The organism is Lysinimonas soli (assembly GCF_042655435.1).
GTDB classification, from domain to species: Bacteria; Actinomycetota; Actinomycetes; order Actinomycetales; family Microbacteriaceae; genus Lysinimonas; species Lysinimonas soli.
Map to the genome: position 1 here is coordinate 54720 of NZ_JBHSMG010000002.1, position 22303 is coordinate 77022.

Consider the following 22303-nt stretch of genomic DNA (forward strand, 5'->3'; position numbering starts at 1 on the left):
TAGATCTGGGTCTATGCTTTGAGCATGACCGACCAGCCCACCGTCCTGTTCGTCTGCGTGCACAACGCCGGGCGTTCCCAGATGGCCGCCGGATTCCTGCAGCAGCTCGCCCACGGCCGGGTCGAGGTGCTCTCGGCGGGGTCCGAGCCGAAAGACCAGATCAACCCGATCGCGATCCAGGCGATGGCCGAGGAGGGCATCGACATCGCCGGCAACGTACCCAAGATCCTGACGACCGAGGCCGTCAAGGATTCGGATGTCGTCATCACGATGGGATGCGGCGACACCTGCCCGGTCTTCCCCGGCAAGCGCTACGAGGACTGGGAGCTCGAAGACCCGGCCGGCAAAGACATCGTCGTCGTGCGCCGCGTGCGCGACGAGATCAAGGCCCGGGTCGAGAAGCTGCTCGCCGAGATCCTCCCGGCGGTCTGACGATGAACGGGCTCGACGGCGTGCTCGACCTCTCCGAGCGTCGAGGGCTGCCCGGCCTGGCCTATCCGAAGCGGTATCTGCAGGGGCTCGCCGATGAGCTCAGCGCACGGTTCTCGGGGACCTTCAGCCATGAGACCGTGCAGCGCTACGTGCTCGAGTCCTACGTCGCGCTGCTGCGATCGGCCACGGTCAGGGCGCACCTGGCGACCCGGGTGAGCCGATTCGCCGAGGAGCGGTTGACCGCGCTCGCGCAGGCCACCGGCACGGTCGCCCGGCCGGTGCCCGAGGTGCTGTTCGTCTGCGAGCGCAACGCCGGTCGATCGCAGATGGCCGCCGTCATGACCGCAGCGCTTTCGGCGGGTCGGGTACATGTCCGATCGGCGGGGTCGTCACCCGCCGCCGAGCTGAGCCCCGCGGTCGTCGAGGCGATGGAGGAGATCGGCCTGGACCTCGGTGCGGAGTTCCCCAAACCCCTGACCGACGACGTCGTGCAGGCCGCCGATGTCGTGGTGACGATGGGATGCGGCGACGCCTGTCCGATCTACCCCGGTAAGCGGTATCAGGACTGGGTGCTCGACGACCCGGAGTCTCTGCCGCTCGACGAGGTGCGCCGGGTTCGCGACGAGATCCGCGCCCACGTCGATCAGCTGCTGGCCACCCTGGTCGGCTGAGATCAGGGCGTGGCGAGCGCGGCCCGGAAGCCGCTCGTCGCCCGCAGCTCGCCCGCGCGATCGACCGTCAGCACGTCGATCGGCCAGCGCTCGCACGCCGCATCCAGGGTCGCAGCGCCTCCTGCCACGATCGCGGTCGCGAGCACGTCGGCGGTCACGATGTCGTCGGCGACGACCGTGACCTGCACGAACTCGGGCACGAGGCCGACCGTCCAGATGTGATCGCCGCGTTCGGCGCTGCCCGAGCTCGCGACGGCCCGGCGCGGCGCGCGCACCGCGATCGAGCACAGCAGGGCCGCCCGGTCGGCGGGGTCGACGATCCCCGTGATCCACGGGAGTCCGTCCGGGCCCGAGCCCCGCACGAGCTGGTCGCCGCCGACGACCAGGCTCCAGTCGTGGCATCCCTCGCGGTCGAGCAGTTCGCCGACGGTCCGCATGGCGGCCGACTTCACGATGCCGTCCAGATCGATGCTGCCGTCGGGACGATGCGGACTGAACGCGCCGTCGGTGCGGCCCCGCCACTCGATCGCCTCCGCGTAGGTGACGGTCAGCTCCTCCGACGCGTCGAGAAGGGCCAGCTCTCCTGTCACGACCCGGCTCAGCTCAGAATCGGGGCGGTAGCGGCTGAACCGCGCGTCGGCGCTCGAGAAGGCCGCCTCGACCCGCTCGATCAGCCCCGTCCGGGCGGCGTCGGCGTCGGCGAGGGTCACGGAGACCATCGTCCCCATCGTCGGAAAGACGTGCCGGGTCACGCCTTCGCCTGATCGAGCACCGACTGCACCGACTGCAGGTACCCGTCGGTCGTGTAGGTCGCGCCGCTGACGTTGTCGACCTGGGTCGACTGCGCCGCGAGGACCTCCTGGCGCAGGATCGGGGCGGCGTAGTTGCTGATCTGCACCGACCGCCCGCCCGCGTCGGTCAGCTGCAGCGGCGTCAAGCCCGTGATCTTGCCCCCCGAGATCGTGACCTTGATCTGCACGTTGCCGAACGGCGTCTGCGCGACCGCGCCCGAGTACGTCCCGTCCTTGTAAGCCCCCGAGGCGGCCGGGGCGGCTGCGACGGGCGCCGTCGATGCGGCGGCGGACGGCGCCGGCGCCGTGGTCGGCGCGGTCGCGCCTGCCGCGCTGCCGGTCGGCGCCCCGGTGTGCGCGGCGGCCGCGCCGACCTGCCAGCCGATCGTGAGGATGCCCATGGACGCCAGAACGCTGGCGGCGACTGCTCGTTTTCTCACCAGTCGAACCTCTCTGCGTGGATCTGATGTTCCGGGATGCCGGCGGCGCGGGCATCCGCTTCGACCGCGTCGAGCCAGGCGCTCGGGCCGCACAGATACAGGTCGGACTCCAGCAGCTTCGGGAAGACGCTGCGCATGGTCACGCGGCGCTGCGCGTCGCGCTCCGACATCCAGCTCGGCCCGCTGCGGGCCCGGTGCCCGACCATGGTGTAGAGGGTCGCTCCCTTCGCGGCCGCGATCTCGCCGATCTCGTCCCAGAGGTAGGCCTCCCGCTCGCTGCTGGCGCGCAACAGGATCGTCGCCTCGCCGGGAGCGATGCGGGCGTTCTCGAGCAGCGCGCGCACCGGCGTGACGCCGATGCCGGCGGCGATGATCGCCAGCTTGGGGGCCGTGCGGGCGACATCCGAGAACAGGCCGTATGGCCCCTCGATCGAGACCGAGGTGCCGACCGGGATCGAGCTGATCCTCGCGCTTCCGTTGCCGAGCTCGCGCACCGTGATCCTCGCCATCGTGTCGCTGGGCATCGCCGACAGCGAGATCGGGTGGGAGTGCCACCAGGTGCGCCCGGTCCAGAACCGCCAGATCAGGAACTGGCCGCCCTCGCTGCCGAGACGCCGCAGATCCTGTCCACGCAGGTAGATCGAGACGACCCCGGGCGAGACCGTCGTGACCTTGGCGACCGTGATGCGGTGCCGGAACGTCGAGATCACCGGCATGAGGAAGCGGTAGACGCCGATCGCCCCGAGCGCGAGCACGTACAGGCCGATCCAGTAGACCCGCTGCCAGGTGCCCGCCGCCAGGATGCCGCCCACGCTGAACTGGTGCGGCAGCGCCGTGATCACGGCGACGTAGCTGAGCAGGTGCACGAGGTGCCAGCCCTCGTAGCTGAACCGGCGGCGCACGGCCACGAGCGAGGTCACGACGACGAGGATGAACAGCGCGGTTCCCAGGAACGCCAGCGGCATGTCGGGCAGTGCGAGCATCGGGCCGATCTCGGCGATCGGGTTGACGCCGGAGCTCATGCCGTACCCGATGAGCAGCAGCGCGCCGTGGGCGAGCAGCAGGTAGAGGGCGGGCTTGCCGAGTTGGCGGTGCACCGCGACGGCGCGGTCGTGTCCGATCGTGCGGTCGATGAGCGGCACCCGGGCCGCCAGCACGAGCATCACCAGCACGAAGTCGCTGCCGATGAGGCCGGCGACGATGCCGAGCGTCGTCACGAAGCTCGCGGGCGTGGTCGCCTCGTGCGCTCCGCTGTAGGCGAGGTAGAGGGCGACGGATGCCGCACCCGAGACCCAGAGCAGGGTGACCAGCAGATCCGACATCCTGGCCCGTCGCGCGTACTGCTTGCGACGATCGATCCGCGGCATGCGGGAATCGCGGCGGGGTAGCACCGGGCGCAGCGGGGTCTGGGTCGTCGTCACAAACCCAGTCTCTGCGAGCTTCATATACGGAAGCCATGAGCTGGGCGGCGCTCAGGTGTGAGATCTCACATCTTCGGGATCCGCACCGCGACCTCGAATCCCGGCTGTCGGTTGTGCAACTCGACGGTTCCGCCGGCCGCCGTGACGAGGGCGTGCACGAGCGCCAGGCCGAGGCCGCTGCCCCCCGCGGCGGTCGTGCGTCCGTGGTCGGGGCGGCTGAAGCGCTCGAAGGCGGTGGCTCGGAACGACTCGGGCATCCCGGGGCCGTTGTCGACGATCGACAGCGTGATCCCGGCCGAATCCTGGACCAGGCCGGCCTCGACCGACCCGCCGGTGCCCACCGCGGTGATCGCGTTGGCGAGCAGGTTGTCGGCGATCCGGCCGAAGGCCTGCGGGTCGAGCGCGTAGTCCTGCTCCTCGCCGCCGACGTCGAGCTCGAATCCGATCTCGGTCGACCGCGACAGGGCGAGCATGCGGGCCCGGTCGACCCCGCCCATGAGCTCGGTCACGAGCTCAGAGGTCCGGGCGTGGCCGACGCGGCCGTCCTCGGCCTCGAGGCGGTTGAGCTCGAGCAGGTTGGTGGCCAGCGACGAGAGCCGCTCGACGGACGCCTCGGCACCCCGCAGGTGGGCGGCGAGCGCCTCGGCGTCGCCGGTGTCGTCGTGGGCGAGCTCGAGCTGGGTGGTCAGCGCCGCGAGGGGCGTGCGCAGCTCGTGCGCGGCATCCGACACCATCTGCTTCTCGCGCGCCGTCGACGCCCGCACCCGCGCCAGCAGTTCGTTGAGCGTCACGGCGAGCGCGGCGATCTCGTCATCGGCCGGACCGACCGGCAGATCGCCGTCGATCCCCGCTCCCAGCGTCTCGGCCTGCCGCCGCATCCGCGAGACCGGTCGCAGGGCGAAGCTCGCCAGCAGCCACGAGGCGATCGCGAAGCAGAGCAGCAGCACGATGCCGCCGATCACCAGCACCCGGTCGAGACCGGCGATCGCCAACTCGCTCGACGACGTGCTGCGGGCCGACCAGAGCGCCCACTCGCCGGCGCTGGTCTTGACGGTGCGGGCGACGACCACGAAACCGCGGTGCTCGTCGTCGGTCGTCGTGAACTGCTCGTCAGCCGCGGGGCGATGTTCGACGAGCGCGAGCACGTCGTGCGGCAGCGTGTTGACGTCGACCGCGCCCGATGGATCGCGCACATAGACCAGCACGCCGGTTCCGGGGTCGTCGACCTCGGCCGTCGGGTTGGCGGTGATGTCGCGCTGGAACGAGGCGAGGTCGCCCCGAGCGAGGGCGACGTCGGCGTTCGACAGGATGTCGCCGACCTGCACCCGCACGACGCCCAGGGCGATCGCGAGCAGGGCGGCCGCGACAAGCACGCTGCCGAGCGTGATGCGGGCGCGGATCGAGAGCCGGCGCATCAGGACTGCTCGATCAGCCGGTACCCGGCCCCACGCACCGTGACGATCTGCACCCCCGCCGCCGTCGGATCGAGCTTGCGGCGCAGGTAGCTCACGTACTGGTCGACGATGTTGCGGTCGATGTGGTGCGTGGTGCCCCACACCTCGCCGAGGATCTCGTCGCGGGTGAGCGTCTCGCCGAGCCGGGCCGCGAGCAGCCGCAGCAGCGCGAACTCCTTCGTGCTCAGCGGCAGCGGACGCCCCGCGACCGAGGCCCGTACGGTGGCCGAGTCGAGCTCGAGCTGGGCGACCCGCAGCGTCGACTTGGGTGCCGCCGCGTCGCGACGCACCAGGGCCCGGATGCGCGCGCTCAGCTCGACGAAGGCGAAGGGCTTGATCAGGTAGTCGTCCGCCCCGGAATCGAGTCCGAGCACCCGGTCCTCGACGGCGTCCCGCGCGGTCAGCAGCAGAACGGGCAGGGTGCTGCCGCGGGCTCGCAGGTGGCGGCAGATCTCGAAGCCCGACATCTCGGGCAGCATCACGTCGATCGCCGCCGCCGCGAAGTCCTCGTTCGCCGCGGCGATGAGGGCATCCACGCCGTTGTCGACGACCTCGACGTCGTAGCCCTCGTCGCGCAGCCCCTCGGCGACCAGGGCCCCCATGCGCGCGTCGTCCTCGACGATGAGGATCCGGGCCATGAGCACAGTCAAGCAAGCGCGAGCCCGATCCGCCAGGTGGAGGCCACGACACCCCGCAGAATGGTGCGGTGCGTCTCGCGATCCTCGGAGCAGTCCTGCTCGTTCTCGGCGGCGTCGCCATCGCGACCGGGATCCTGCCGCTGGCGGATGCGGGCGCCCTCGCCGAGCGGGTCTGGCCGATCCTGCTCTTCGCCGTCGCGATCACGGTGGTCGCCGAGCTGGCCGCCGAGGCGGGCGTCTTCGCCGCCGTCGCGGAGCGCACCGCGCGTGCCGCGGGCGGCCGCGCGTGGCTGCTCTGGCTCTTCGTCGTGCTGCTCGCCGTGCTCAGCACCGCGTTCCTCTCCCTCGACACGACGGCCGTGCTGCTCACCCCCGTCGTCGTGCTCGTCGCCCGCCACAACGGCCTGCCCCCGCTGCCCTTCGCCCTGACGACCGCCTGGCTCGCCAACACGGCATCGCTGCTGCTGCCGGTCTCCAACCTGACGAACCTCCTCGCCCTGCACGCGCTCGGCTTCTCGGATCCCGGCCGCTTCGTCGCCCTGCTCGCCGTGCCGGCCGCGATCGCGATCATCGTGCCGTGCCTCGCCCTGCTGCTCCTGTTCCGTCGCGACCTCGCCCGGCGCTTCGAACCGAGCTCGGCGCCCGCGGTCGACGACCGAGCCCTGTTCTGGATCAGCGCGGGCGTGCTGCTGCTTCTTCTTCCCCTGCTCGTCACCGGGATCCCGGTCTGGATGCCCGCCTGCGGCGCTGCGATCGTGCTGATCGTCGTGTTCGCCGTCCGCCGACGCGGCGCGCTGCGGTTCGGCCTGCTGCCCTGGCAGCTCGTGCTGTTCGCCGGCGGCCTGTTCCTCGTGCTCGAGGCCGGCCATTCGCTCGGGCTCACCGTGCTCCTGGCTCAGGTGGCGGGATCCGGCGAGAGCCCGGCCGCCCTGCTGCGCCTCTCGGTCTCGGGCATGCTGGGCGCCAACGCCATCGACAACCTCCCCGCCTACCTCGCCCTGGAGCCCGTGGCCGGCTCGCCGCTGCGCCTCGCGGCGTTGCTCATCGGGGTCAATGCCGGGCCGCTGATCACCCCCTGGGCATCGCTGGCCACCCTGCTCTGGCACTCCCGGCTGCAGACCCTCGGGGTCGAGCTGCGCTGGTCGCGCTACGTGCTGCTGGGAGCCGTGGTCGCCCCCGTGACCGTGGTGCTCGCCACGCTGGGACTCGTGCTGGCGCGCTGACGGCGTAGTCTCACCACAGGGTCACTCAGACCCTCGACGAAGTTCAGAACAGAGGCGCCATCATGGGCGAGAAATCAGCACGCAAGAACACGACCAAGACCGCGGCCGCCAAGACCCTCAAAGAGAAGCGACTGGACAAGAACGACAAGAAGGCCCGCAACGCGCGCTCCGAGAACACGGATGCCGTGACCAAGGCCACCCGCAAGTAGCCGCGAGCGCCGACGGGCGTTCGCGTCAGCCCTCGCCGCCGTCGGCCTTCGCCTTCTTGGCCAGCGACTTCTCGAGCACAGGAGCGGTGCCCGCCGCCTGCTGCGCCCGGTAGTAGGCGCGCGCCTCGTCCTGGCGTTCCCGCTCAGCACCGCTCGCGATCGGCGCCCGCAGGTGCTCGGGAGCGAAGTCGAACGCCTCGGTGAGCTGCACCGCATAGGGGCGCAGCCGCGGCAGCAGCCGATCGTCGATGTAGTCGGTGATCGCCGCCGCGCGCGAGGCCGAGAGCCGGCCGTTGATGAGGTACCAGGCCAGGTGCTTCTCGATGAGCGTGAAGCCGAACAGGTCGCGCAACCAGGTCAGAACACGCTGGTTGCCGTCGTGCTCGATCGTCGCCAGGCGCTCGGTGAACGCCTCCCACTCGAGCAGCTCGGCGTGCGCGTACGCAGCCTCGATGAGCTCGTTCTGGTTCTCGTTGAAGAGCTTCGCGGCGTCGGCGGGCGAGAGCGTGCCGGCGTTCTTGAGGCGGGCGGCGATCGCCGCGACCATCGTCTCGACCCGGTCGGTGAGCAGCTGGCGCTGCGCTGCCTCGCCGCGCACGTAGCCGATCGACCGAGCGGTCGACCCGAAGTCGGCGATCTTCTGCCCGAGCGCGCGCAGGCCCGAGCGACTGACCGCGACCTCGCCGACCTGGCCCGCGACGAAACGCGCGATGGCGGCGGCATCCGGCTTGGCCAGGCGGCGCGCGTAGTCGCCGAGCAGGCGCTTGGCGACGAGCTGCAGCAGCACGTTGTTGTCGCCCTCGAAGGTCGCGTAGACGTCGAGGTCGGCGTGCAGCTGCGTGAAACGGTTCTCGGCCAGGAAGCCGGCTCCTCCGCAGGCCTCCCGCGCCTCCTGGATCGTGTCGAGCGCGGCCCAGGTGCTGAAGGGCTTGAGCGAAGCCGCGAGGGTCTCGAGATCCTGGCGGTCCTCGTCGGTGTCCTGCTCTCCCGAGAACACCGCGTCGAACTTCTCGAGCAGCTGGTCGTGCGCGAACGACATCGCGTAGGTGGTCGCCAGGCGCGGCAGCAGCCGGCGCTGGTGGCGCTGGTAGTCGAGCAGCACGATCTCGCCGTCGCCGACGCCGTCGCTGAACTGGCGGCGTTCGCTCGCGTAGCGGATCGCGATCGTCAGAGCGAGCTTGCTCGCGACCGTCGCGGCGCCGTCCAGCGAGACCCGGCCCTGCACGAGCGTGCCGACCATCGTGAAGAAGCGCCGGCCCGGGCTCGCGATCGGCGAGCTGTACCTACCGTTCTCGTCGACGTCGCCGTAGCGGTTGAGCAGATTGGTGCGCGGGATGCGGACGCCGCTGAAGTGCAGCCGGCCGTTGTCGATCCCGTTGAGACCGCCCTTGAGGCCGTCGTCCTCTCCGCCGATCCCCGGAAGGAAGTCGGCGCCGTCGCGGATCGGCACGTAGAAGGCGTGCACCCCGTGGTTGACGCCCGCGACGATCAGCTGCGCGAACACGACGGCGGCCTGGCCGTCCTTGGCCGCGTTGCCGAGGTAGTCCTTCCAGGCGGCGCGGAACGGGGTGTCGATGACGAACTCGTCGGTGTCGGGGTCGAAGGTCGCTGTCGTGCCGATGCTGGCGACATCCGAGCCATGACCGGTCTCGGTCATCGCGAACACCCCGGGCGTCGCGAGGCTCATGATCGACGGCAGGAACTGGTCGTGCGCCCGCGCGGTGCCGAGGTGCAGCACGGCCGCACCGAACAGGCCCCACTGCACGCCCGACTTGATCTGCAGGGAGGGGTCGCCGATGACGAGCTCTTCGAACGAGGCGATGTTGGCACCGTGGTCCTCCTCGCCACCGAGGTGCTTGGGGAAGGCGCGGTGCACGACGCCCTCCTCGACCAGGCGACCCAGCTGCCCGAGCACCCTGACCCGGTGCTCGGCCATGCTCAGGCCGGGAACGAAGTGGAACTCGTCGCGCTTGAGCAGCTCGCGCGAGTGCTTGCGTGCCTCTGCCCAGCGGCCGAAGAGCACCTCGGCGAGCGCGGCGGGGTTCAGCTGAACGCTGTCGGAGGGGGTCGAGGCGATGCCGAAAGCCGTCGCTCGGTCGATCGTGCTGGTCATGGCGGACTCCTGAAACTAGGTCGGCGTCGACGCTACGCGCGCACGCCCGGGTCTGCGATTCCGTGGTGCGGAGCCCACGACCGGCTCGGCCAAACCGGGTCACGTCGTTGGACGATCTCTACAATCTCAGGATGCTGCGGCTGTGGGGTGTCTCACAGCGGCAGCGTGTCATTCAGCCCGGATCAGGCGGCGGCCGACTCCGCCGCCACGACGTCGAGCACCCCGGCGCCGTAGCTCTCGAGCTTCTTCTCGCCGACGCCCGAGATCGTGCCGAGCTGCTCGAGCGTCGACGGCCGCGTGAGGGCGATGCCGCGCAGCGTCGCGTCGCCGAACACGATGTAGGCCGGAACCCCCTGGTCGCGCGCGACCCCGGCGCGCCACTCGCGCAGCCGCTCGAACAGCGGGCGGGCCTCGTCGGGCAGCTCGGCGCCGGCCTTCTGCTTGCTCGCGCGCACCGGACGCGCGGTCTCGCGACGGAGCATGACCGTGCGCGAGCCGTCGAGCACCGAGGCCGAGGCATCCGTGATCACCAGGGTTCCGTAGCCGTCGGCCGCGACGCCGAGCAGCCCCTGTGCCAGCAACTGACGCACCACCCCGCGCCACTCCTGCTCGCTCAGCTCCGTGCCGATGCCGAAGGTCTTCAACTCGGCGTGCGACTGCGAGCGCACCCGTTCGGTCTCGCGGCCGAGCAGGATGTCGATCAGGTGACCGGCGCCGAATCGCTGGTGGCGCTCCCGCCACAACCGCACGACGGTCGACAGCAGCTTCTGGGCCGGGACCGTGCCATCCCACGCTTCGGGCGGGGAGAGACAGGTGTCGCAGTTGCCGCAGGCGATGGAGGGCTGACCGAAGTAGGCGAGCAACTGCACCCGGCGACACTCGACGGTCTCGCACAGCGCGAGCATCGCGTCGAGGTGCGCCGACAGCCGGCGACGATGAGCCAGGTCGCCCTCGTTCTCGTCGATCATGCGGCGCTGCTGCACGACATCCTGCAGGCCGTAGGCCAGCCAGGCCGTCGAGGGAAGGCCGTCGCGACCGGCGCGACCAGTCTCTTGGTAGTAGCCCTCGACGCTCTTGGGCAGGTCGAGGTGGGCGACGAACCGCACGTCGGGCTTGTCGATGCCCATGCCGAAGGCGATCGTCGCCACCATGACGATGCCGTCTTCTCGAAGGAAGCGCGACTGGTTGCGCGAGCGCGTCGCCGCGTCGAGGCCCGCGTGATACGGAAGGGCCGAGATGCCCTCGGCGACCAACGCGGCGGCGGTCTTCTCGACCGAGGCGCGCGACAGGCAGTAGACGATGCCCGCGTCGCCGGGATGCTCGGTACGGATCAGCTGCAACAGCTGGCGCAGCGGCTGATCCTTCGGCTCGATGCGGTACTGGATGTTGGGGCGGTCGAAGCTCGAGATGAACAGCTCGGCCCCGCCCAGGTCGAGCCGCGCGGCGATCTCGCGCCGGGTCTGCTCGGTGGCGGTGGCGGTCAAGGCGATGCGCGGCACCGTGGGGTAGCGCTCGTGCAGCACCGAGAGAGCGAGGTAGTCGGGGCGGAAGTCGTGACCCCACTGCGAGACGCAGTGCGCCTCGTCGATCGCGAACAGCGCGACGGGGGAACGGTCGAGCAGCGAGAGGGTCGAGTCCAGCTTGAGCCGCTCGGGCGCGAGGTACACCAGATCGAGCTCGCCCGCCAGAAGAGCGGACTCGACGCGGCGGCGCTCGTCGGCATCCTGCGTCGAGTTCAGGTAGGCCGCCCGCACGCCGACGGCCGAGAGCGCATCGACCTGGTCCTGCATCAGGGCGATCAGCGGTGAGACGACGACGCCGGTGCCCGATCTGACGAGCGCGGGGATCTGATAGCAGAGCGACTTGCCGCCGCCGGTGGGCATGAGAACGAGGGCGTCGCCCCCCGTGATGACCCGGTCGACGATCGCCGCCTGCTGCCCACGGAAGGCCTCGTAGCCGAAGACCCGGTGCAGCACCTCGGATGCGGGGGATGCCGGGGAGACCATGCCGTCAACAGTACGTGCCGCGACGGACAGCCCACGCCCTGTCTGCCCCTCGACCGGGTGGCCCCCCAAGACGTGGTGTCGGGGAGGAGAGGAACCCGGGTAGCTTCGGACCAGGCAACAGGGGATCTTCGGGGGAAGAGTCTCGTGGCGTCGCCCGCTTCTGGGGGGAAGCGGGCGACGCGCCCATTCTCACCGGCGCTCGGAGCCGTGGGAGATCGTCGACGTTCTCAGCCGTCGGCGATCAGCCGTCGGCCGAGGCTCATCGCGTCGTCGAGGCCGTAACCGATGGCCGCGTACATAGGCCGCGCACGGGCCCCGTCGCACCGACCCCGGCCCGGAACAACTCGGTGTCGGCCTCTCAGGGGCGGATCAGCATCCGCTCCCCTTGTCGGACAGACGGGGCCCTCATCCACCGGTGATGGACGAAGGCCCCGGATATCCGACATCGTGCTGGGTCAGCGCGCGGCGAGCTCCTCGATGAAGGCGTCACCGGGAACGACGCTCGTCCAGTTCGCCTCGATCTCGGCGCGGGCCAGCAGCTCCTCGGTGCGGCGACGGCGGTTGCGCGGCACGAGGGTCACGACGGTGCCCTCCTTGCCGGCGCGGCCGGTGCGGCCCGAGCGGTGCAGGTACGCCTTGTACTCGTCGGGGGCGTCGGCCTGGATCACCAGGGCGATGTCATCGACGTGGATGCCGCGTGCCGCGACGTCCGTGGCCACCAGCACGTCGACGCGACCGCTCGTGAGCTTCTCGAGGGCACGGGTGCGACGCGACTGGTTGAGGTCGCCGTGGATGCTCTCGGCACGGATGCCGGCCTCGTCCAGCAGGTCGGCGAGCTGCTCGGCGAACGCACGCGTGCGTGCGAAGACCAGCTTCTTGCCGGGACCGGACGCGAGCTCGATGAGCACCTGCTGCTTGTCGCGCTGGTCGAGCAGCAGCACCTGGTGATCGATGGTCGAGCTCGCCTGGTCTTCGCCCGAGACCTCGAAAACGGCCGGGTCGACGAGGTACCGCTCGACGATGTCGGCGACACCCTTGTCGAGGGTCGCCGAGAACAGCAGCTTCTGGCCGCCCTGAGCGGTGCGGTCGAGGATCTCCTGCACGGGCTCGGCGAACCCGAGCTCGCACATGTGGTCGGCCTCGTCGAGCACCGTGATGATGGTCTTCGAGAGATCGAGCTTGCCCTGCGCGGCGAGGTCGCCGACGCGGCCGGGCGTGCCGATCACGATGTCGACGCCGCGCTGCAGTGCACCGAGCTGGCGGGCGTACGGGACGCCGCCGTAGATCTGCGTCGTGAAGAGGCCGACGCTCTGGGCGATGGGCTGCACGGTGCGGTCGATCTGCAGCGCGAGCTCACGGGTCGGCGCGAGGATCAGCGCGCGCGGGGCGCGGCCGAACTCACGACGGGTTCCCTTGTCGGCTCCGGCGCTCAGGGCGAGCAGACGCTCGACGAGCGGGGCGCCGAAGGCGATGGTCTTGCCGGAGCCGGTGCGGCCGCGGCCGAGCACGTCGCGACCCGCGAGCACATCCGGGATCGTGGCGGCCTGGATCGGGAACGGCGTGGCCGCTCCGAGCTCGGCGAGCACGCGGACGATGTTCGAGCCGAGTCCGAGATCGGAGAAGCCGATGCCGTCGACCTCGCCGGCCGTGACGGCCTGCGCGGTCAGACGCTCGAGCACGACGTCCTCGACCATCGGACGCGGACCCGCCTCGTGACGGGGCGCCTCGTGGCGCGGGGCGTCCTGGCGCGGGGCGCGGTCGCTCCAGCTGCGGGCGGGACGGTCGTCGCGCTGGGGGCGGCGGTCGTCGAACGAGCGCGCCGGGCGGTCGTTGCCGTAGCTGCGGGCAGGACGGTCGTTGTCGTAGGAACGAGCCGGACGGGCGTCGCGGTCGTAGCTGCGGGCCGGTCGGTCGTCCGAGGTGCGGGCCGGACGCGCGTCGCGGTCGTACGAACGGGCCGGACGGTCATCGCGCTGCGGGCGGTCCCAGCTCTTGGCGGGACGCGCGGCGCGGTCGGCCGGGCGGTCGTAGCCGCGAGCCGGACGGTCGTCGCGAGCCGGGCGGTTGTCGTACGAACGAGGGGGACGCGCGTCGTAGGAGCGAGCGGGCCGGTCGTCGCGCGCGTCGGAGCCGCGCGAGGGCCGGTCGTCGAACGAGCGCGCCGGGCGGTTGCCGCGCTCGTCGCGAGCGGGGCGGGCGTCGTGGGTGGGGCGGCCGTCGTAGGCGCGCTTCGGCTCCCAGTTCGGGCGTCCGTCGGCGGAGCGCTCGACGCGCTCGCGGCCGACCCGGGCGCTGTTGCTGGCGGCGGCACCGCGCGGGCGCTGCTCCGAGTGACCGCGGGCGGCGCGCTCGTCGGCGTTCCAGCGCTTCTTGGGCTCGCGGTCCGACGGCGCCGGGGCGGCATCCGGCCGATAGCCGCGGTGCTTCGGGCTCACGCTGCCGGACTTGCGCACGGCGTTGGCCGAGGAGCCGGTCGAGGGACGGGAGGCGCGCACGGGCGCGCCCTTCTTGTTGATGGGCATGATGATCTTTCCGGTGTTCTGTACAGAGTGCGCGGCGGTGCGATGAGCACGCGCAGCGAGAACCCGAACGATCGTCGGTCGGGGCCGTTTTCCTGAATGGATTCCTCACCAACGGATGCGCTGGTGATCCGGCCCGCACGACTAACAGTGGTGCATGCGGAGAACTCCGCGATGTCGTGAGCCGACCGAGCAACCCTAGCTGATTCTCGGCGACTTCGCTCGGCGATCCTGCCGTCGCTCCTTCGCGCCCTCGACCAGGTAGTACAGCACGGGCAGCACGAGCAGCGTGAGGATGGTCGACGAGACCAGCCCGCCGATCACGATGATCGCGAGCGGCTGGGAGATGAACCCGCCGTGCCCCGTGATGCCGAGGCCCAGCGGGAGCAGGGCCCCGATCGTCGCGACCGCGGTCATCAGGATCGGCCGCAGTCGCCGCGAGGCGCCGTGCACGATCGCATCGCCCACCTTCAGGCCTCGCTCCCGGTACTGGTTGATCAGGTCGACGAGCACGATCGCGTTCGTGACGACGATGCCGACCAGCATCAGCAATCCGATGATCGAGGCCACTCCGAGCGGCACGCCCGACACCACCTGCAGCAGCACGGCTCCTGTCGCGGCGAACGGGATCGAGACCAGCAGCAGCAGGGGCTGCCGCAGGCTCTTGAAGGTCGCCACCATCACGACGTAGACGATCAGGATGGCAGCGAGCAGCGCGAGGCCCAGCTGGCCGAAGGAGCTGGACTGCTGCGCGGTCACGCCTCCCAGGGTCACGGTGGCGCTCGCGGGCAGCTTCACCTTGTCGACGGCGGCCTGCACGAGCGACGACGCGTTGCCCGTGTTGTCGGTTCCGGGCACGACCGTGAGGGTCGCGCTGCGCAGTCCCTTGATGGTCGTGATGCTCGAGGGCCCGTTCACCGTCGTCACGGTGGCCAGGTCCGAGAGCGGGACGGCCCCCTTCGGGGTCGGGATCGAGAAGGCCTCGAGCTCGGCCTTCGTCGTCGGCGCGGCCGGGTTGTCGACGTAGATCGAGAGGGTCTTCTCGTCGATGACGATCGTGCCCGTCGCGCTGGGGTTCATCGCCTGGGTCACGATGCCGCCGACCTGCTGCTCGGTCAGGCCGTCAGCCGCCGCCTTGGCGCGGTCGACCTGCACGGCCAGGTAGGGCAGCGACGCCGACAGGTTGCTCGACGCGGTCGAGACGACCGAGAGCTTGTCGACCTTCGCGAGGATGTCGGTCGATGCCTTGCGCAGATCGGCGTCGCTTCCCGCGGTGATGTCGATCGCGATGTTCGACGAGGCGAATCCGCCTTGCGCGGCCTGCACCCGGATGTCGCCCTCGCCGGTGATCTTCTTGAGGCGCTGGGTGATGGTGTTCTGCAGCTTCGCCTGGTCGGCATTCGGATCGGTCGTGATCGAGAAGGTGCTGGACCCGCCGCCCGCGAAGGCCGCCCGCAGCGAGCTGCCGCCCGAGCCGATGGTCAGCAGCACGGTGTCGACGCCCGGGATGCTGCGCAGCGTGGTCTCGACCTTCTCGGAGGCCGTGTTCTGGGCCGCCAGGCTCGTGCCGAGCGGCAGGGTCTGGCTCACCGTCAGGGTGTTCTGACCGCTGTTGCCGATGAAGTTGGTCTTCAGTCCGGTCGCCACCAGGCCGCTGCCGGCGAGCAGCAGGAGCGCCGCGACCAGCACGATCGCCGGGAACTTGAGGGTCCACCGGATGACGGGCAGGTACACCCGCTGCAGCCGACTCGGGGTCTCGAGCTCGTCGGGCTGCGCGGCGCCGGCCGCCGCTTCGGGAGTCGGCTCCCCCTCGGCGTGCTTGTGGACGACCTTGCGGTTGCCGAGGAACCAGTAGGCGAGCACGGGCACGATCGTCAGCGAGACGAACAACGACGACAGCAGCGCCATCGTCACGGTCAGGGCGAACGGCCGGAACAACTCGCCCGTGATGTCGCCGACGAACGCGACCGGCAGGAAGACCGCGACCGTCGTGACCGTCGACGCCGTGACCGCGACGGCGACTTCGCGCACCGCGGTCTTGATGGCCTGCAGCTTGTCCTCGCCCAGCCCGATGTGCCGCTTGATGTTCTCGATGACCACGATCGAGTCGTCGACGACGCGCCCGATCGCGATCGTGAGCGCGGCGAGGGTGATCACGTTGAGCGTGTAGCTCGCGGCCGTCATGCCGATGAAGGTGATGAACACCGAGACCGGGATCGAGATCGCGGTCACCAGGGTCGAACGCACCGAGAACAGGAAGAAGAAGATCACGATGACCGCGAAGACCAGGCCGAGACCGCCCTCCTCGGCGAGACTGTTGATCGACTGGGTGATCGACGGCGCCTGATCCGACACCACGGTGAACTTCGTGTTGTGGCCGAGCTGCGCCTCGAGCTTCGGGATGTCGTCGCGCACCGTCTTCGAGACCGTCACGGTGTTGCCGGCGGCCGTCTTGGTGATGTTGAGGCTCACCGCCGGCTTGCCGTTGATGCTGGAGTACCCGGCAATCGGGTCGTCGACGACGGCCACGGTCGCGAGCTCGCCGATCGTCGGGGGCGTCGCCAGCCGCCCGCCGAGCACGGGCAGCCCGGCGATGTCAGTGGTCGAGGTGAGCTTGGCGCCCGACTGGACGGTGAGCGTCTTGTCGTTCTCGGTGATGGATCCGCTGGCGAGCAGGGTGCCGTTCGCCGCGAGGGCGGACTTGATCGCCTGGATACTGAGGCCGTCCTTGAGAAGCGTGTCGGCATCCGGCGTGATGGTCACCCGCTGCGAGGCGGCGCCGAGCAGGGTCACGTCGCTCACTCCGTCGAGCTGCTTGAGATCGGTGACCGTGAGCGAGGAGAGCTTGGAGGCAAGGGCGTGCGGGTCGAGGTCGCTCGTCACGGCGAGCTGGATGACGGGGAAGTCGCTGAGGCTGAAGGTGATGACCTGAGGGGTCACCCCGCTCGGAAGGGTGGTCGAGATGCGGTCGAGTGCCAGCTGCACCTTCTGCTCCGACGTCGCGAGACTCGTGCCGTAGCTGAACGAGGCGGTGACGACCGACGACGCCGTGTTCGAGGTCGCGGTCGTCGAGTCGAGGTTCTCGATGCCCTGGATGGCGCTCTCGATCGGGGTGGAGACGTCCTTGCTGACCACGTCGGGCGACGCGCCGGGGTAGCTCGTGACGATGTAGACCGAGGGGAGCGAGAGCGAGGGGATGAGCTCCTGCTTGAACAGGGTCAGCGAGATGCCGCCGAAGACGGCCACCACCACGGTGATGAGGGCGATGAGCGCGCGGTTGCGCAGGCTGAAAACGGACAGCAGATGCACGAGGAGTTCTCCTGAGGTCGTCCGGCACCGCGCGACTGCGGCGAATACCAGGGCGCACGCCGCCGTGCACTCCCGTCAGTATCGCAAGGCGCTGCGCACACCCGGTACTCCCCGGGGATGAAAAACGTCCACCCTCGGGTGGGTTAGACGACCTCCGCCAGGTCTTCCTGGGCGAAGACGACCGGATGCCGCGCCACCCCGTTCCACGCCGCCGCGAGCGCCTCGACCGCCCGGTCGATGAGCTCGGGCGGGTGACTGAACGGCACCCGCAGGAAGCGCTCGAACACGCCGTTCATGCCGAACCGCGGGCCGGCCGCGATCACGAGCCCCTCATTGCGGGCGGCGAGCGCGAGCTGCGAGCTCACGGGGGCCCCGAGGTTGACCCAGAGGGTCAGCCCCCCCTCGGGAACGGGCAGGGTCCACTGCGGCAGCCGGGCGCGCAGCGCCGCCAGCAGGTGGTCGCGCCCGGCCCGCAGGTAGGCGCGGCGGTCGACGAGGATCGGGTCGTAGTCGCCCAGCAGCTCGAGCACGACGAGCTGGTCGAAGACCGGGGTGCCGAGGTCGCTCGAATAGCGCACCCGTGCGATCCGCTGGATGAGTTCGCGGTCGGCCCGGATCCACCCGACGCGCAGACCGCCCCACACCGTCTTGCCGACGGAGCCGACCGTGACCAGCCGCGCCCGGGTGTCGGCTCCAGCGGATGCGGCGAAGGGCGGAATGGGACGCGCGTCCGCCGAGAGATCGGCGAACCCGAGCTCGCCCATGGTCTCGTCGGCGATCAGGGTCGTGCCCTGCTCGGCGGCGAACGCGATGGTGCGCTCGCGCAGTTCGACGGGCATCGAACGGCCCGTGGGGTTGTGGTTGTCGGGCATGAGGTAGCCCAGAGTGGGGCTGGTGCGCTGGAAGGTCTGCTCGAGACCGAGCTCGTCCCAGCCGTCCTCGGTCGTCACGGCGACCGGCACGAGCCGGGCGCCGTTGGCGCGCAGCGCCTCCGACGCGTGCGGGTAGCTCGGCGATTCCACGAGTGCCCGATCGCCGCGCGACAGCAGCGTGCGGGCGAGCAGACCGATCGCATGCTGGGCGCCGACCGTGATCATGACCTCGTCGGCATCCGTCGGAAGCCCGCGCATGGTGAAGCGATCGGCGAGTGCCTGACGCAGGGCGCGCAATCCGATCGGATCGAACCCGGATTCGCCCAGGTACGCGGGCAGCAACGCACTCGCGCGCTCCGCCGCGGCCGCGACCGCGGGCACCGCCGGGAGGGTCGCCTTGCTGAAGTCGAGCAGGTGCGCCGGGGCGATCGCCTCGAGCGGGGCCGCACCCCGGAACGGCAGGCGCACGATGCTGCCCGAACCGCGCAGGCTCTCGAGGTAGCCGGAGTCGCGCAGCTCGGCATACGCCGCCGAGATCGTCGTGCGGCTGAGCGAGAGCTGGGCCGCGAGTTCCCGCTCGGCCGGCAGCCGGGCGCCGAGCGCGAGCCGCCCGTCGAGCACGAGCAGCCGGATGCGGTCGGCCAGGGCCGCATAGGCCGGTGCGGAGGAGATTCCACGCCAACTGCCCAAGGCGGAGGCCAAAGCACGAGCGGAGAGCGACGACATGCGGCCACTCTACTTGGATTGGCCCCTTGTCGGAAGTCCAATCTGGCCATTGGATGGCCCCATGACCGCCATCGCCCTTCCCCGCCTCGCCGGCTCGCGCACGGTGTGGGCCCGCCGGATCGCCCAGCTGCTGCTCGGGCTGTTCCTCTACGGCATCGGGATCTCGCTCATGGTGCGTGCCGGCATCGGCGTCCCGCCCTGGGACGTGCTCTCGCAGGGTGTCGCGGCGCACACGGGGCTGCCGTTCGGACTCGTCACCAACATCATCGGAGCGCTCGTGCTGCTGCTCTGGATCCCGATCCGGCAGCGCCCGGGCGCCGGCACCCTGCTCAACGTGCTCCTGATCGGGCCGAGCGCGCAGCTCGGCCTCTGGCTGGTGCCGCAGCAGACGGTGCCGGCGGCCCAGGCTCTGGTGTACGCGGGCGGGCTCGCGCTCGTCGCGCTGGCCACCGGGTTGTACATCGGGGCGCGGCTGGGACCCGGACCGCGCGACGGGCTGATGACCGGCATCCATCGGCGCACCGGCCTCAGGATCTGGATCGCACGCACCGCCATCGAGGTCACCGTGCTCATCGCGGGCTGGCTGCTCGGCGGCCAGTTCGGCGTCGGGACCATCGCGTTCGCGCTGCTCATCGGGCCGATGGTCAACGTGACGCTCCCCTTGCTGAACGTGCCGGTTCGCCCGGCGGCGGTCGCGGCAGCAGGCCGCGCGGCGGATGGGGTGGGGGACGGCGCGGCCGCGGCCGACGCGGCGGGCGAGGAGGCGACCTCGTGATCTACCTCCTCGCCCTCCTGTCGCTGGCGCTCTGGGCCATCTCGGCGACGATCGTCACGGTGCGTCGCGACGGTCACCGGCGGATGCCGTTCGACCCCGCCTACAACTCGCGCTCCGCGTAGCTGCGCATCGCATCGCGCACGAAGGCCGCTCCCGCGGCGCCGCCGTAGTTCGCGGCGAACCGCTCGTCGGCGACGTACATGTCACCGAGTCCCGTGAAGTACTCCTTCGTCGGGCCGCCGTCGGCGAAGCCCGGAGTGCCCGGCACTCCCGCGAGCCAGTCGAACTGACGCTGCGCCAGGGCCTGCGCCGCGGCGCCGTCAGGGGCGTCGCCGCGCTCGGCGGCCGCGATCCAGTCGGCCTGCAGCGCGGTCTGTCGCGCCGTCCAGGCGGCCTTCTCCTCGGCCGACATTCCGCGCCACCAGGCATCGGCCGAGGCATACGCCTCGCGACCCCAGCGCTGCTCGACCTCCTCCCGGTACCGGGTGTGGTCGAATCCGTCGAACATCTTCTCTGCCATCGTCATCTCACCTCCTCTCAGGTCGTCGATGGTCCGCTGCACGCTGGCGCGCTGCCGCGCCAGGCGGCTCTGCTCCTGATCGAGCCAGCGCAGATGGTTCTCGAGCGCCTGTACGTCGTCGCGCTGACCGGCCAGCACGTCGGCGATCGCCGGGATGCCCAGGCCGAGCTCGCGCAGCAGCAGCACGCGCTGCAAGCGGACGAGCGCCGCGCTGTCGTAGTAGCGGTAGCCGTTGTCGCCGATCCGGCTCGGCTTGACGAGCCCGACGTCGTCGTAGTGGCGCAGCGTGCGGCTCGTCGTGCCGGCCAGCCGCGCCACCTGCTGGATGCTCCATCCGCCCGCCACAGTGCTCATCGCCCACCTCCTCTCTCGTGTCTCGAAACTAAACGTTGACGCAACGTCAAGGTCAAGCCCGCGCCCGCCCACCACCGCACCTCCACCACCTCCACCCCCTCCACCTGCACCTGCACCTGCACCTGCACCTACACCTGCACCTACACCTACACCTGCCAAATCAAGGAGACGCGCGCCCGCAGCGCGGGAGATCGGCGCGAGTCGGGCATCCGGACCCCGTTTCTCCTTCATTTGGTCGACTGGGGCGGGGCGGGGCGGGGCGGGGCAGGGCGGGGCGGGGCAGGGCGGGGCAGGGCGGGGTGGGACGGGGCGGGGCGGGGTTGCGCGGGCGCGGAACGCGATATATCGTGAGTCGAAGAGACGCGATATATCGCGAGAGGGGAGGCCACCATGGCCCAGGAGAAGTGGCTCGTCGAGGGGCCCAAGACGATCGATGTCGAGAACATCCGCAAGCTGAAGGTCAGCCTCATCGGCGGGCACGTCGACATCGTCGGCCACGACGAGCCGGGCGCCCGGGTCGAGATCCACTCGGTGACCGGCCGCGACCTCAAGGTGGCGGTCGAGGGCGACAGCCTCGAGATCGACCACCCCCAGCTCAGCTGGGACAACTGGCTGGACGTCTTCTCGTCGTTCCGCGGCACGGCGAGCGCCGACGTGAGCATCATGGTTCCGCGCGAGACGCTGCTCAAGTTCGGCGTCGTCACCGCATCGGGCCTGATCAGCGGCCTGAACGGCGACGCGACGATCAGCACCGTGAACGGCGACCTCATCATCGACGGCCTTCGCGGCGAACTGCAGGTCAACTCGGTCAGCGGTGAGATCTCGGTGCGCAACCACCACGGCAAGATCGCCGCGCACAGCGTGAACGGCGACGTCACCGTGTCGGGCGAGGTGCTCGGCATGACGTGCGAAGGCGTCACGAGCGACGTCGTCGTGGATGTCACGGGCATCCCCGATCAACTGCGGCTCTCGACGGTCAGCGGCTCGATCACCGTGCGCCTCGACGAGGACGTCCCGGTGTCGTACACGATCAACACGGTGAGCGGGCGCCTGCAGCTCGACGACGCCGAGATCACCGGGGTGCGCGGCCGTTACACGGGCAAACACGGGTCGCTCGACCAGCGCTGGCTCGACTTCCGCGCCAACACGGTGAGCGGCAACGTGAGCGTGCTGCATGCGCAGCGGCCCGCCGCATCCACCGCCTCATGACGCCCCCCGTCTTCGCGCACGGTCACTTGCGGCTCTACCTGCTGAGCCTGCTCTCCGAGCGGTCCATGCACGGATACGAACTCATCCAGGCGCTCAGCGAACGCTTCGGCGGCACCTACGTTCCGAGCGCCGGCACGATCTACCCGCGGCTCGCCAAGCTGGAGGAGGACGGCCTCGTCACCAAGCAGAGCGATGGACGCAAGACCGTGTACGAGATCACGGCGGCCGGCCGCGCCGAGCTGGCCGCACGCGGACACGAGCTCGACGGCATCGAGCTGGAGCTGGGCGACTCTGTGCGGCGGCTGGCCGACGAGGTGCGCCTCTCGGTCAACGACGCGATGAAGACCCTCCGCGCCGACCTCGCCGCCGCGACCCGCGACGCACGGGGCGAGGGGACCGCCGGCCGCGACGACCCGCGCGTGGCGGCGCGGATGAGCCTGCGCGACGCGGAGGCCGCGATCAACGACTTCCGTCAGCAGCTGCGCTCGGACCTGCGCGCCGAGGTCTCGCTCGGGCGGCTCGACCCGGCGATCGTCGAGCTGATCACCCGCCGATTGACCGAGCTGCGGCGCGAGGTGACCGCCGCTCTCCGGGGCTGAAACGACGCCCCTCCACGGCATC

19 protein-coding genes are annotated in these 22303 nt (G+C 70.6%); 8 read left to right on the top strand and 11 right to left on the bottom strand.

Annotation, left to right across the window (positions count from 1 at the left end):
• Positions 1–24 precede the first annotated feature (24 nt).
• Positions 25–432 (top strand): arsenate reductase ArsC, encoded by a 408-nt coding sequence (locus ACFPJ4_RS07805; protein ID WP_386739842.1) that lies wholly within the window; start codon positions 25–27, stop codon positions 430–432.
• A 2-nt stretch (positions 433–434) separates the two neighbouring features.
• Positions 435–1103, top strand: coding sequence for an arsenate reductase/protein-tyrosine-phosphatase family protein (locus ACFPJ4_RS07810; protein WP_386739843.1), 669 nt, complete (start codon positions 435–437; stop codon positions 1101–1103).
• 2 nt (positions 1104–1105) lie between these two features.
• On the opposite strand, the gene ACFPJ4_RS07815 is transcribed toward ACFPJ4_RS07810, so the two are convergent.
• The 5 genes from ACFPJ4_RS07815 to ACFPJ4_RS07835 form a co-directional block, all read right to left on the bottom strand.
• A complete protein-coding gene (locus ACFPJ4_RS07815; RefSeq protein ID WP_386739844.1) occupies positions 1106–1822 on the bottom strand; it encodes an FAD:protein FMN transferase in 717 nt (238 codons plus the stop codon).
• A 29-nt stretch (positions 1823–1851) separates the two neighbouring features.
• Positions 1852–2334: an FMN-binding protein gene (locus ACFPJ4_RS07820; protein WP_386739845.1), complete on the bottom strand. Its 483-nt coding sequence runs from the start codon at positions 2332–2334 to the stop codon at positions 1852–1854.
• Positions 2331–3755 carry a ferredoxin reductase family protein gene (locus ACFPJ4_RS07825; RefSeq protein ID WP_386739846.1) on the bottom strand — a complete coding sequence of 475 codons (1425 nt, stop codon included), beginning with the start codon at positions 3753–3755 and terminating at the stop codon, positions 2331–2333. The genes ACFPJ4_RS07820 and ACFPJ4_RS07825 overlap by 4 nt, the downstream gene beginning before the upstream one ends.
• Before the next feature lie 65 nt (positions 3756–3820).
• On the bottom strand, positions 3821–5170 hold the full coding sequence (locus ACFPJ4_RS07830; protein WP_386739847.1) for a HAMP domain-containing sensor histidine kinase: 1350 nt from the start codon (positions 5168–5170) through the stop codon (positions 3821–3823).
• Positions 5170–5847, bottom strand: coding sequence for a response regulator transcription factor (locus ACFPJ4_RS07835; protein WP_386739848.1), 678 nt, complete (start codon positions 5845–5847; stop codon positions 5170–5172). Before ACFPJ4_RS07835 ends, ACFPJ4_RS07830 begins: the two co-directional genes overlap by 1 nt.
• Positions 5848–5915: 68 nt before the next feature.
• On the opposite strand from ACFPJ4_RS07835, the gene ACFPJ4_RS07840 reads away from it, so the two are divergent.
• Both ACFPJ4_RS07840 and ACFPJ4_RS07845 read left to right on the top strand, forming a co-directional pair.
• On the top strand, positions 5916–7070 hold the full coding sequence (locus tag ACFPJ4_RS07840; protein ID WP_386739849.1) for an SLC13 family permease: 1155 nt from the start codon (positions 5916–5918) through the stop codon (positions 7068–7070).
• Positions 7071–7132: 62 nt separating this feature from the next.
• On the top strand, positions 7133–7279 hold the full coding sequence (locus ACFPJ4_RS07845) for a hypothetical protein (RefSeq protein WP_386739850.1): 147 nt from the start codon (positions 7133–7135) through the stop codon (positions 7277–7279).
• Positions 7280–7304: 25 nt separating this feature from the next.
• Here the strand turns inward: ACFPJ4_RS07845 and ACFPJ4_RS07850 are convergent, their stop codons facing one another.
• From ACFPJ4_RS07850 to yczR, 5 genes are all read right to left on the bottom strand, one after another.
• Positions 7305–9392, bottom strand: a complete 2088-nt coding sequence (locus ACFPJ4_RS07850; RefSeq protein ID WP_386739851.1) for an acyl-CoA dehydrogenase family protein — start codon at positions 9390–9392, stop codon at positions 7305–7307.
• A gap of 182 nt (positions 9393–9574) precedes the next feature.
• Positions 9575–11398 carry a DNA helicase RecQ gene (recQ, locus tag ACFPJ4_RS07855; RefSeq protein WP_386739852.1) on the bottom strand — a complete coding sequence of 608 codons (1824 nt, stop codon included), beginning with the start codon at positions 11396–11398 and terminating at the stop codon, positions 9575–9577.
• 455 nt (positions 11399–11853) lie between these two features.
• Positions 11854–13920: a DEAD/DEAH box helicase gene (locus ACFPJ4_RS07860; protein WP_386739853.1), complete on the bottom strand. Its 2067-nt coding sequence runs from the start codon at positions 13918–13920 to the stop codon at positions 11854–11856.
• 195 nt (positions 13921–14115) lie between these two features.
• Positions 14116–17226 (bottom strand): efflux RND transporter permease subunit, encoded by a 3111-nt coding sequence (locus tag ACFPJ4_RS07865; protein ID WP_386739854.1) that lies wholly within the window; start codon positions 17224–17226, stop codon positions 14116–14118.
• A gap of 143 nt (positions 17227–17369) precedes the next feature.
• Positions 17370–18824: a MocR-like transcription factor YczR gene (gene yczR / locus ACFPJ4_RS07870; RefSeq protein WP_386739855.1), complete on the bottom strand. Its 1455-nt coding sequence runs from the start codon at positions 18822–18824 to the stop codon at positions 17370–17372.
• A 61-nt stretch (positions 18825–18885) separates the two neighbouring features.
• Here yczR and yczE point away from each other — a divergent pair, with 61 nt between their 5' ends.
• The gene (gene yczE, locus ACFPJ4_RS07875; RefSeq protein ID WP_386739856.1) at positions 18886–19599 is read left to right on the top strand and encodes a membrane protein YczE; all 714 of its coding nucleotides are present in this window, start codon (positions 18886–18888) and stop codon (positions 19597–19599) included.
• Positions 19596–19721: a hypothetical protein gene (locus tag ACFPJ4_RS07880; protein WP_386739857.1), complete on the top strand. Its 126-nt coding sequence runs from the start codon at positions 19596–19598 to the stop codon at positions 19719–19721. Before yczE ends, ACFPJ4_RS07880 begins: the two co-directional genes overlap by 4 nt.
• Here the strand turns inward: ACFPJ4_RS07880 and ACFPJ4_RS07885 are convergent.
• A complete protein-coding gene (locus ACFPJ4_RS07885; protein WP_386739858.1) occupies positions 19700–20473 on the bottom strand; it encodes a MerR family transcriptional regulator in 774 nt (257 codons plus the stop codon). The genes ACFPJ4_RS07880 and ACFPJ4_RS07885 overlap by 22 nt on opposite strands.
• 390 nt (positions 20474–20863) lie before the next feature.
• Between ACFPJ4_RS07885 and ACFPJ4_RS07890 the strand changes: the two genes are divergently transcribed.
• Both ACFPJ4_RS07890 and ACFPJ4_RS07895 read left to right on the top strand, forming a co-directional pair.
• A complete protein-coding gene (locus ACFPJ4_RS07890) occupies positions 20864–21682 on the top strand; it encodes a DUF4097 family beta strand repeat-containing protein (RefSeq protein ID WP_386739859.1) in 819 nt (272 codons plus the stop codon).
• Positions 21679–22281, top strand: a complete 603-nt coding sequence (locus ACFPJ4_RS07895; RefSeq protein WP_386739860.1) for a PadR family transcriptional regulator — start codon at positions 21679–21681, stop codon at positions 22279–22281. The genes ACFPJ4_RS07890 and ACFPJ4_RS07895 overlap by 4 nt, the downstream gene beginning before the upstream one ends.
• Positions 22282–22303: the final 22 nt, after the last annotated feature.

What these genes read in the sequence shown, in the direction of transcription:
- ACFPJ4_RS07805 (WP_386739842.1), top strand. Translation starts at nt 25, where the DNA reads ATGACCGACCAGCCCACCGTCCTGTTCGTCTGCGTGCACAACGCCGGG.
- ACFPJ4_RS07810 (WP_386739843.1), top strand. Translation starts at nt 435, where the DNA reads ATGAACGGGCTCGACGGCGTGCTCGACCTCTCCGAGCGTCGAGGGCTG.
- ACFPJ4_RS07815 (WP_386739844.1), bottom strand. Translation starts at nt 1,822, where the DNA reads ATGGTCTCCGTGACCCTCGCCGACGCCGACGCCGCCCGGACGGGGCTG.
- ACFPJ4_RS07830 (WP_386739847.1), bottom strand. Translation starts at nt 5,170, where the DNA reads ATGCGCCGGCTCTCGATCCGCGCCCGCATCACGCTCGGCAGCGTGCTT.
- ACFPJ4_RS07835 (WP_386739848.1), bottom strand. Translation starts at nt 5,847, where the DNA reads ATGGCCCGGATCCTCATCGTCGAGGACGACGCGCGCATGGGGGCCCTG.
- ACFPJ4_RS07845 (WP_386739850.1), top strand. Translation starts at nt 7,133, where the DNA reads ATGGGCGAGAAATCAGCACGCAAGAACACGACCAAGACCGCGGCCGCC.
- ACFPJ4_RS07850 (WP_386739851.1), bottom strand. Translation starts at nt 9,392, where the DNA reads ATGACCAGCACGATCGACCGAGCGACGGCTTTCGGCATCGCCTCGACC.
- recQ (WP_386739852.1), bottom strand. Translation starts at nt 11,398, where the DNA reads ATGGTCTCCCCGGCATCCCCCGCATCCGAGGTGCTGCACCGGGTCTTC.
- ACFPJ4_RS07860 (WP_386739853.1), bottom strand. Translation starts at nt 13,920, where the DNA reads ATGCCCATCAACAAGAAGGGCGCGCCCGTGCGCGCCTCCCGTCCCTCG.
- yczR (WP_386739855.1), bottom strand. Translation starts at nt 18,824, where the DNA reads ATGTCGTCGCTCTCCGCTCGTGCTTTGGCCTCCGCCTTGGGCAGTTGG.
- yczE (WP_386739856.1), top strand. Translation starts at nt 18,886, where the DNA reads ATGACCGCCATCGCCCTTCCCCGCCTCGCCGGCTCGCGCACGGTGTGG.
- ACFPJ4_RS07885 (WP_386739858.1), bottom strand. Translation starts at nt 20,473, where the DNA reads ATGAGCACTGTGGCGGGCGGATGGAGCATCCAGCAGGTGGCGCGGCTG.
- ACFPJ4_RS07890 (WP_386739859.1), top strand. Translation starts at nt 20,864, where the DNA reads ATGGCCCAGGAGAAGTGGCTCGTCGAGGGGCCCAAGACGATCGATGTC.
- ACFPJ4_RS07895 (WP_386739860.1), top strand. Translation starts at nt 21,679, where the DNA reads ATGACGCCCCCCGTCTTCGCGCACGGTCACTTGCGGCTCTACCTGCTG.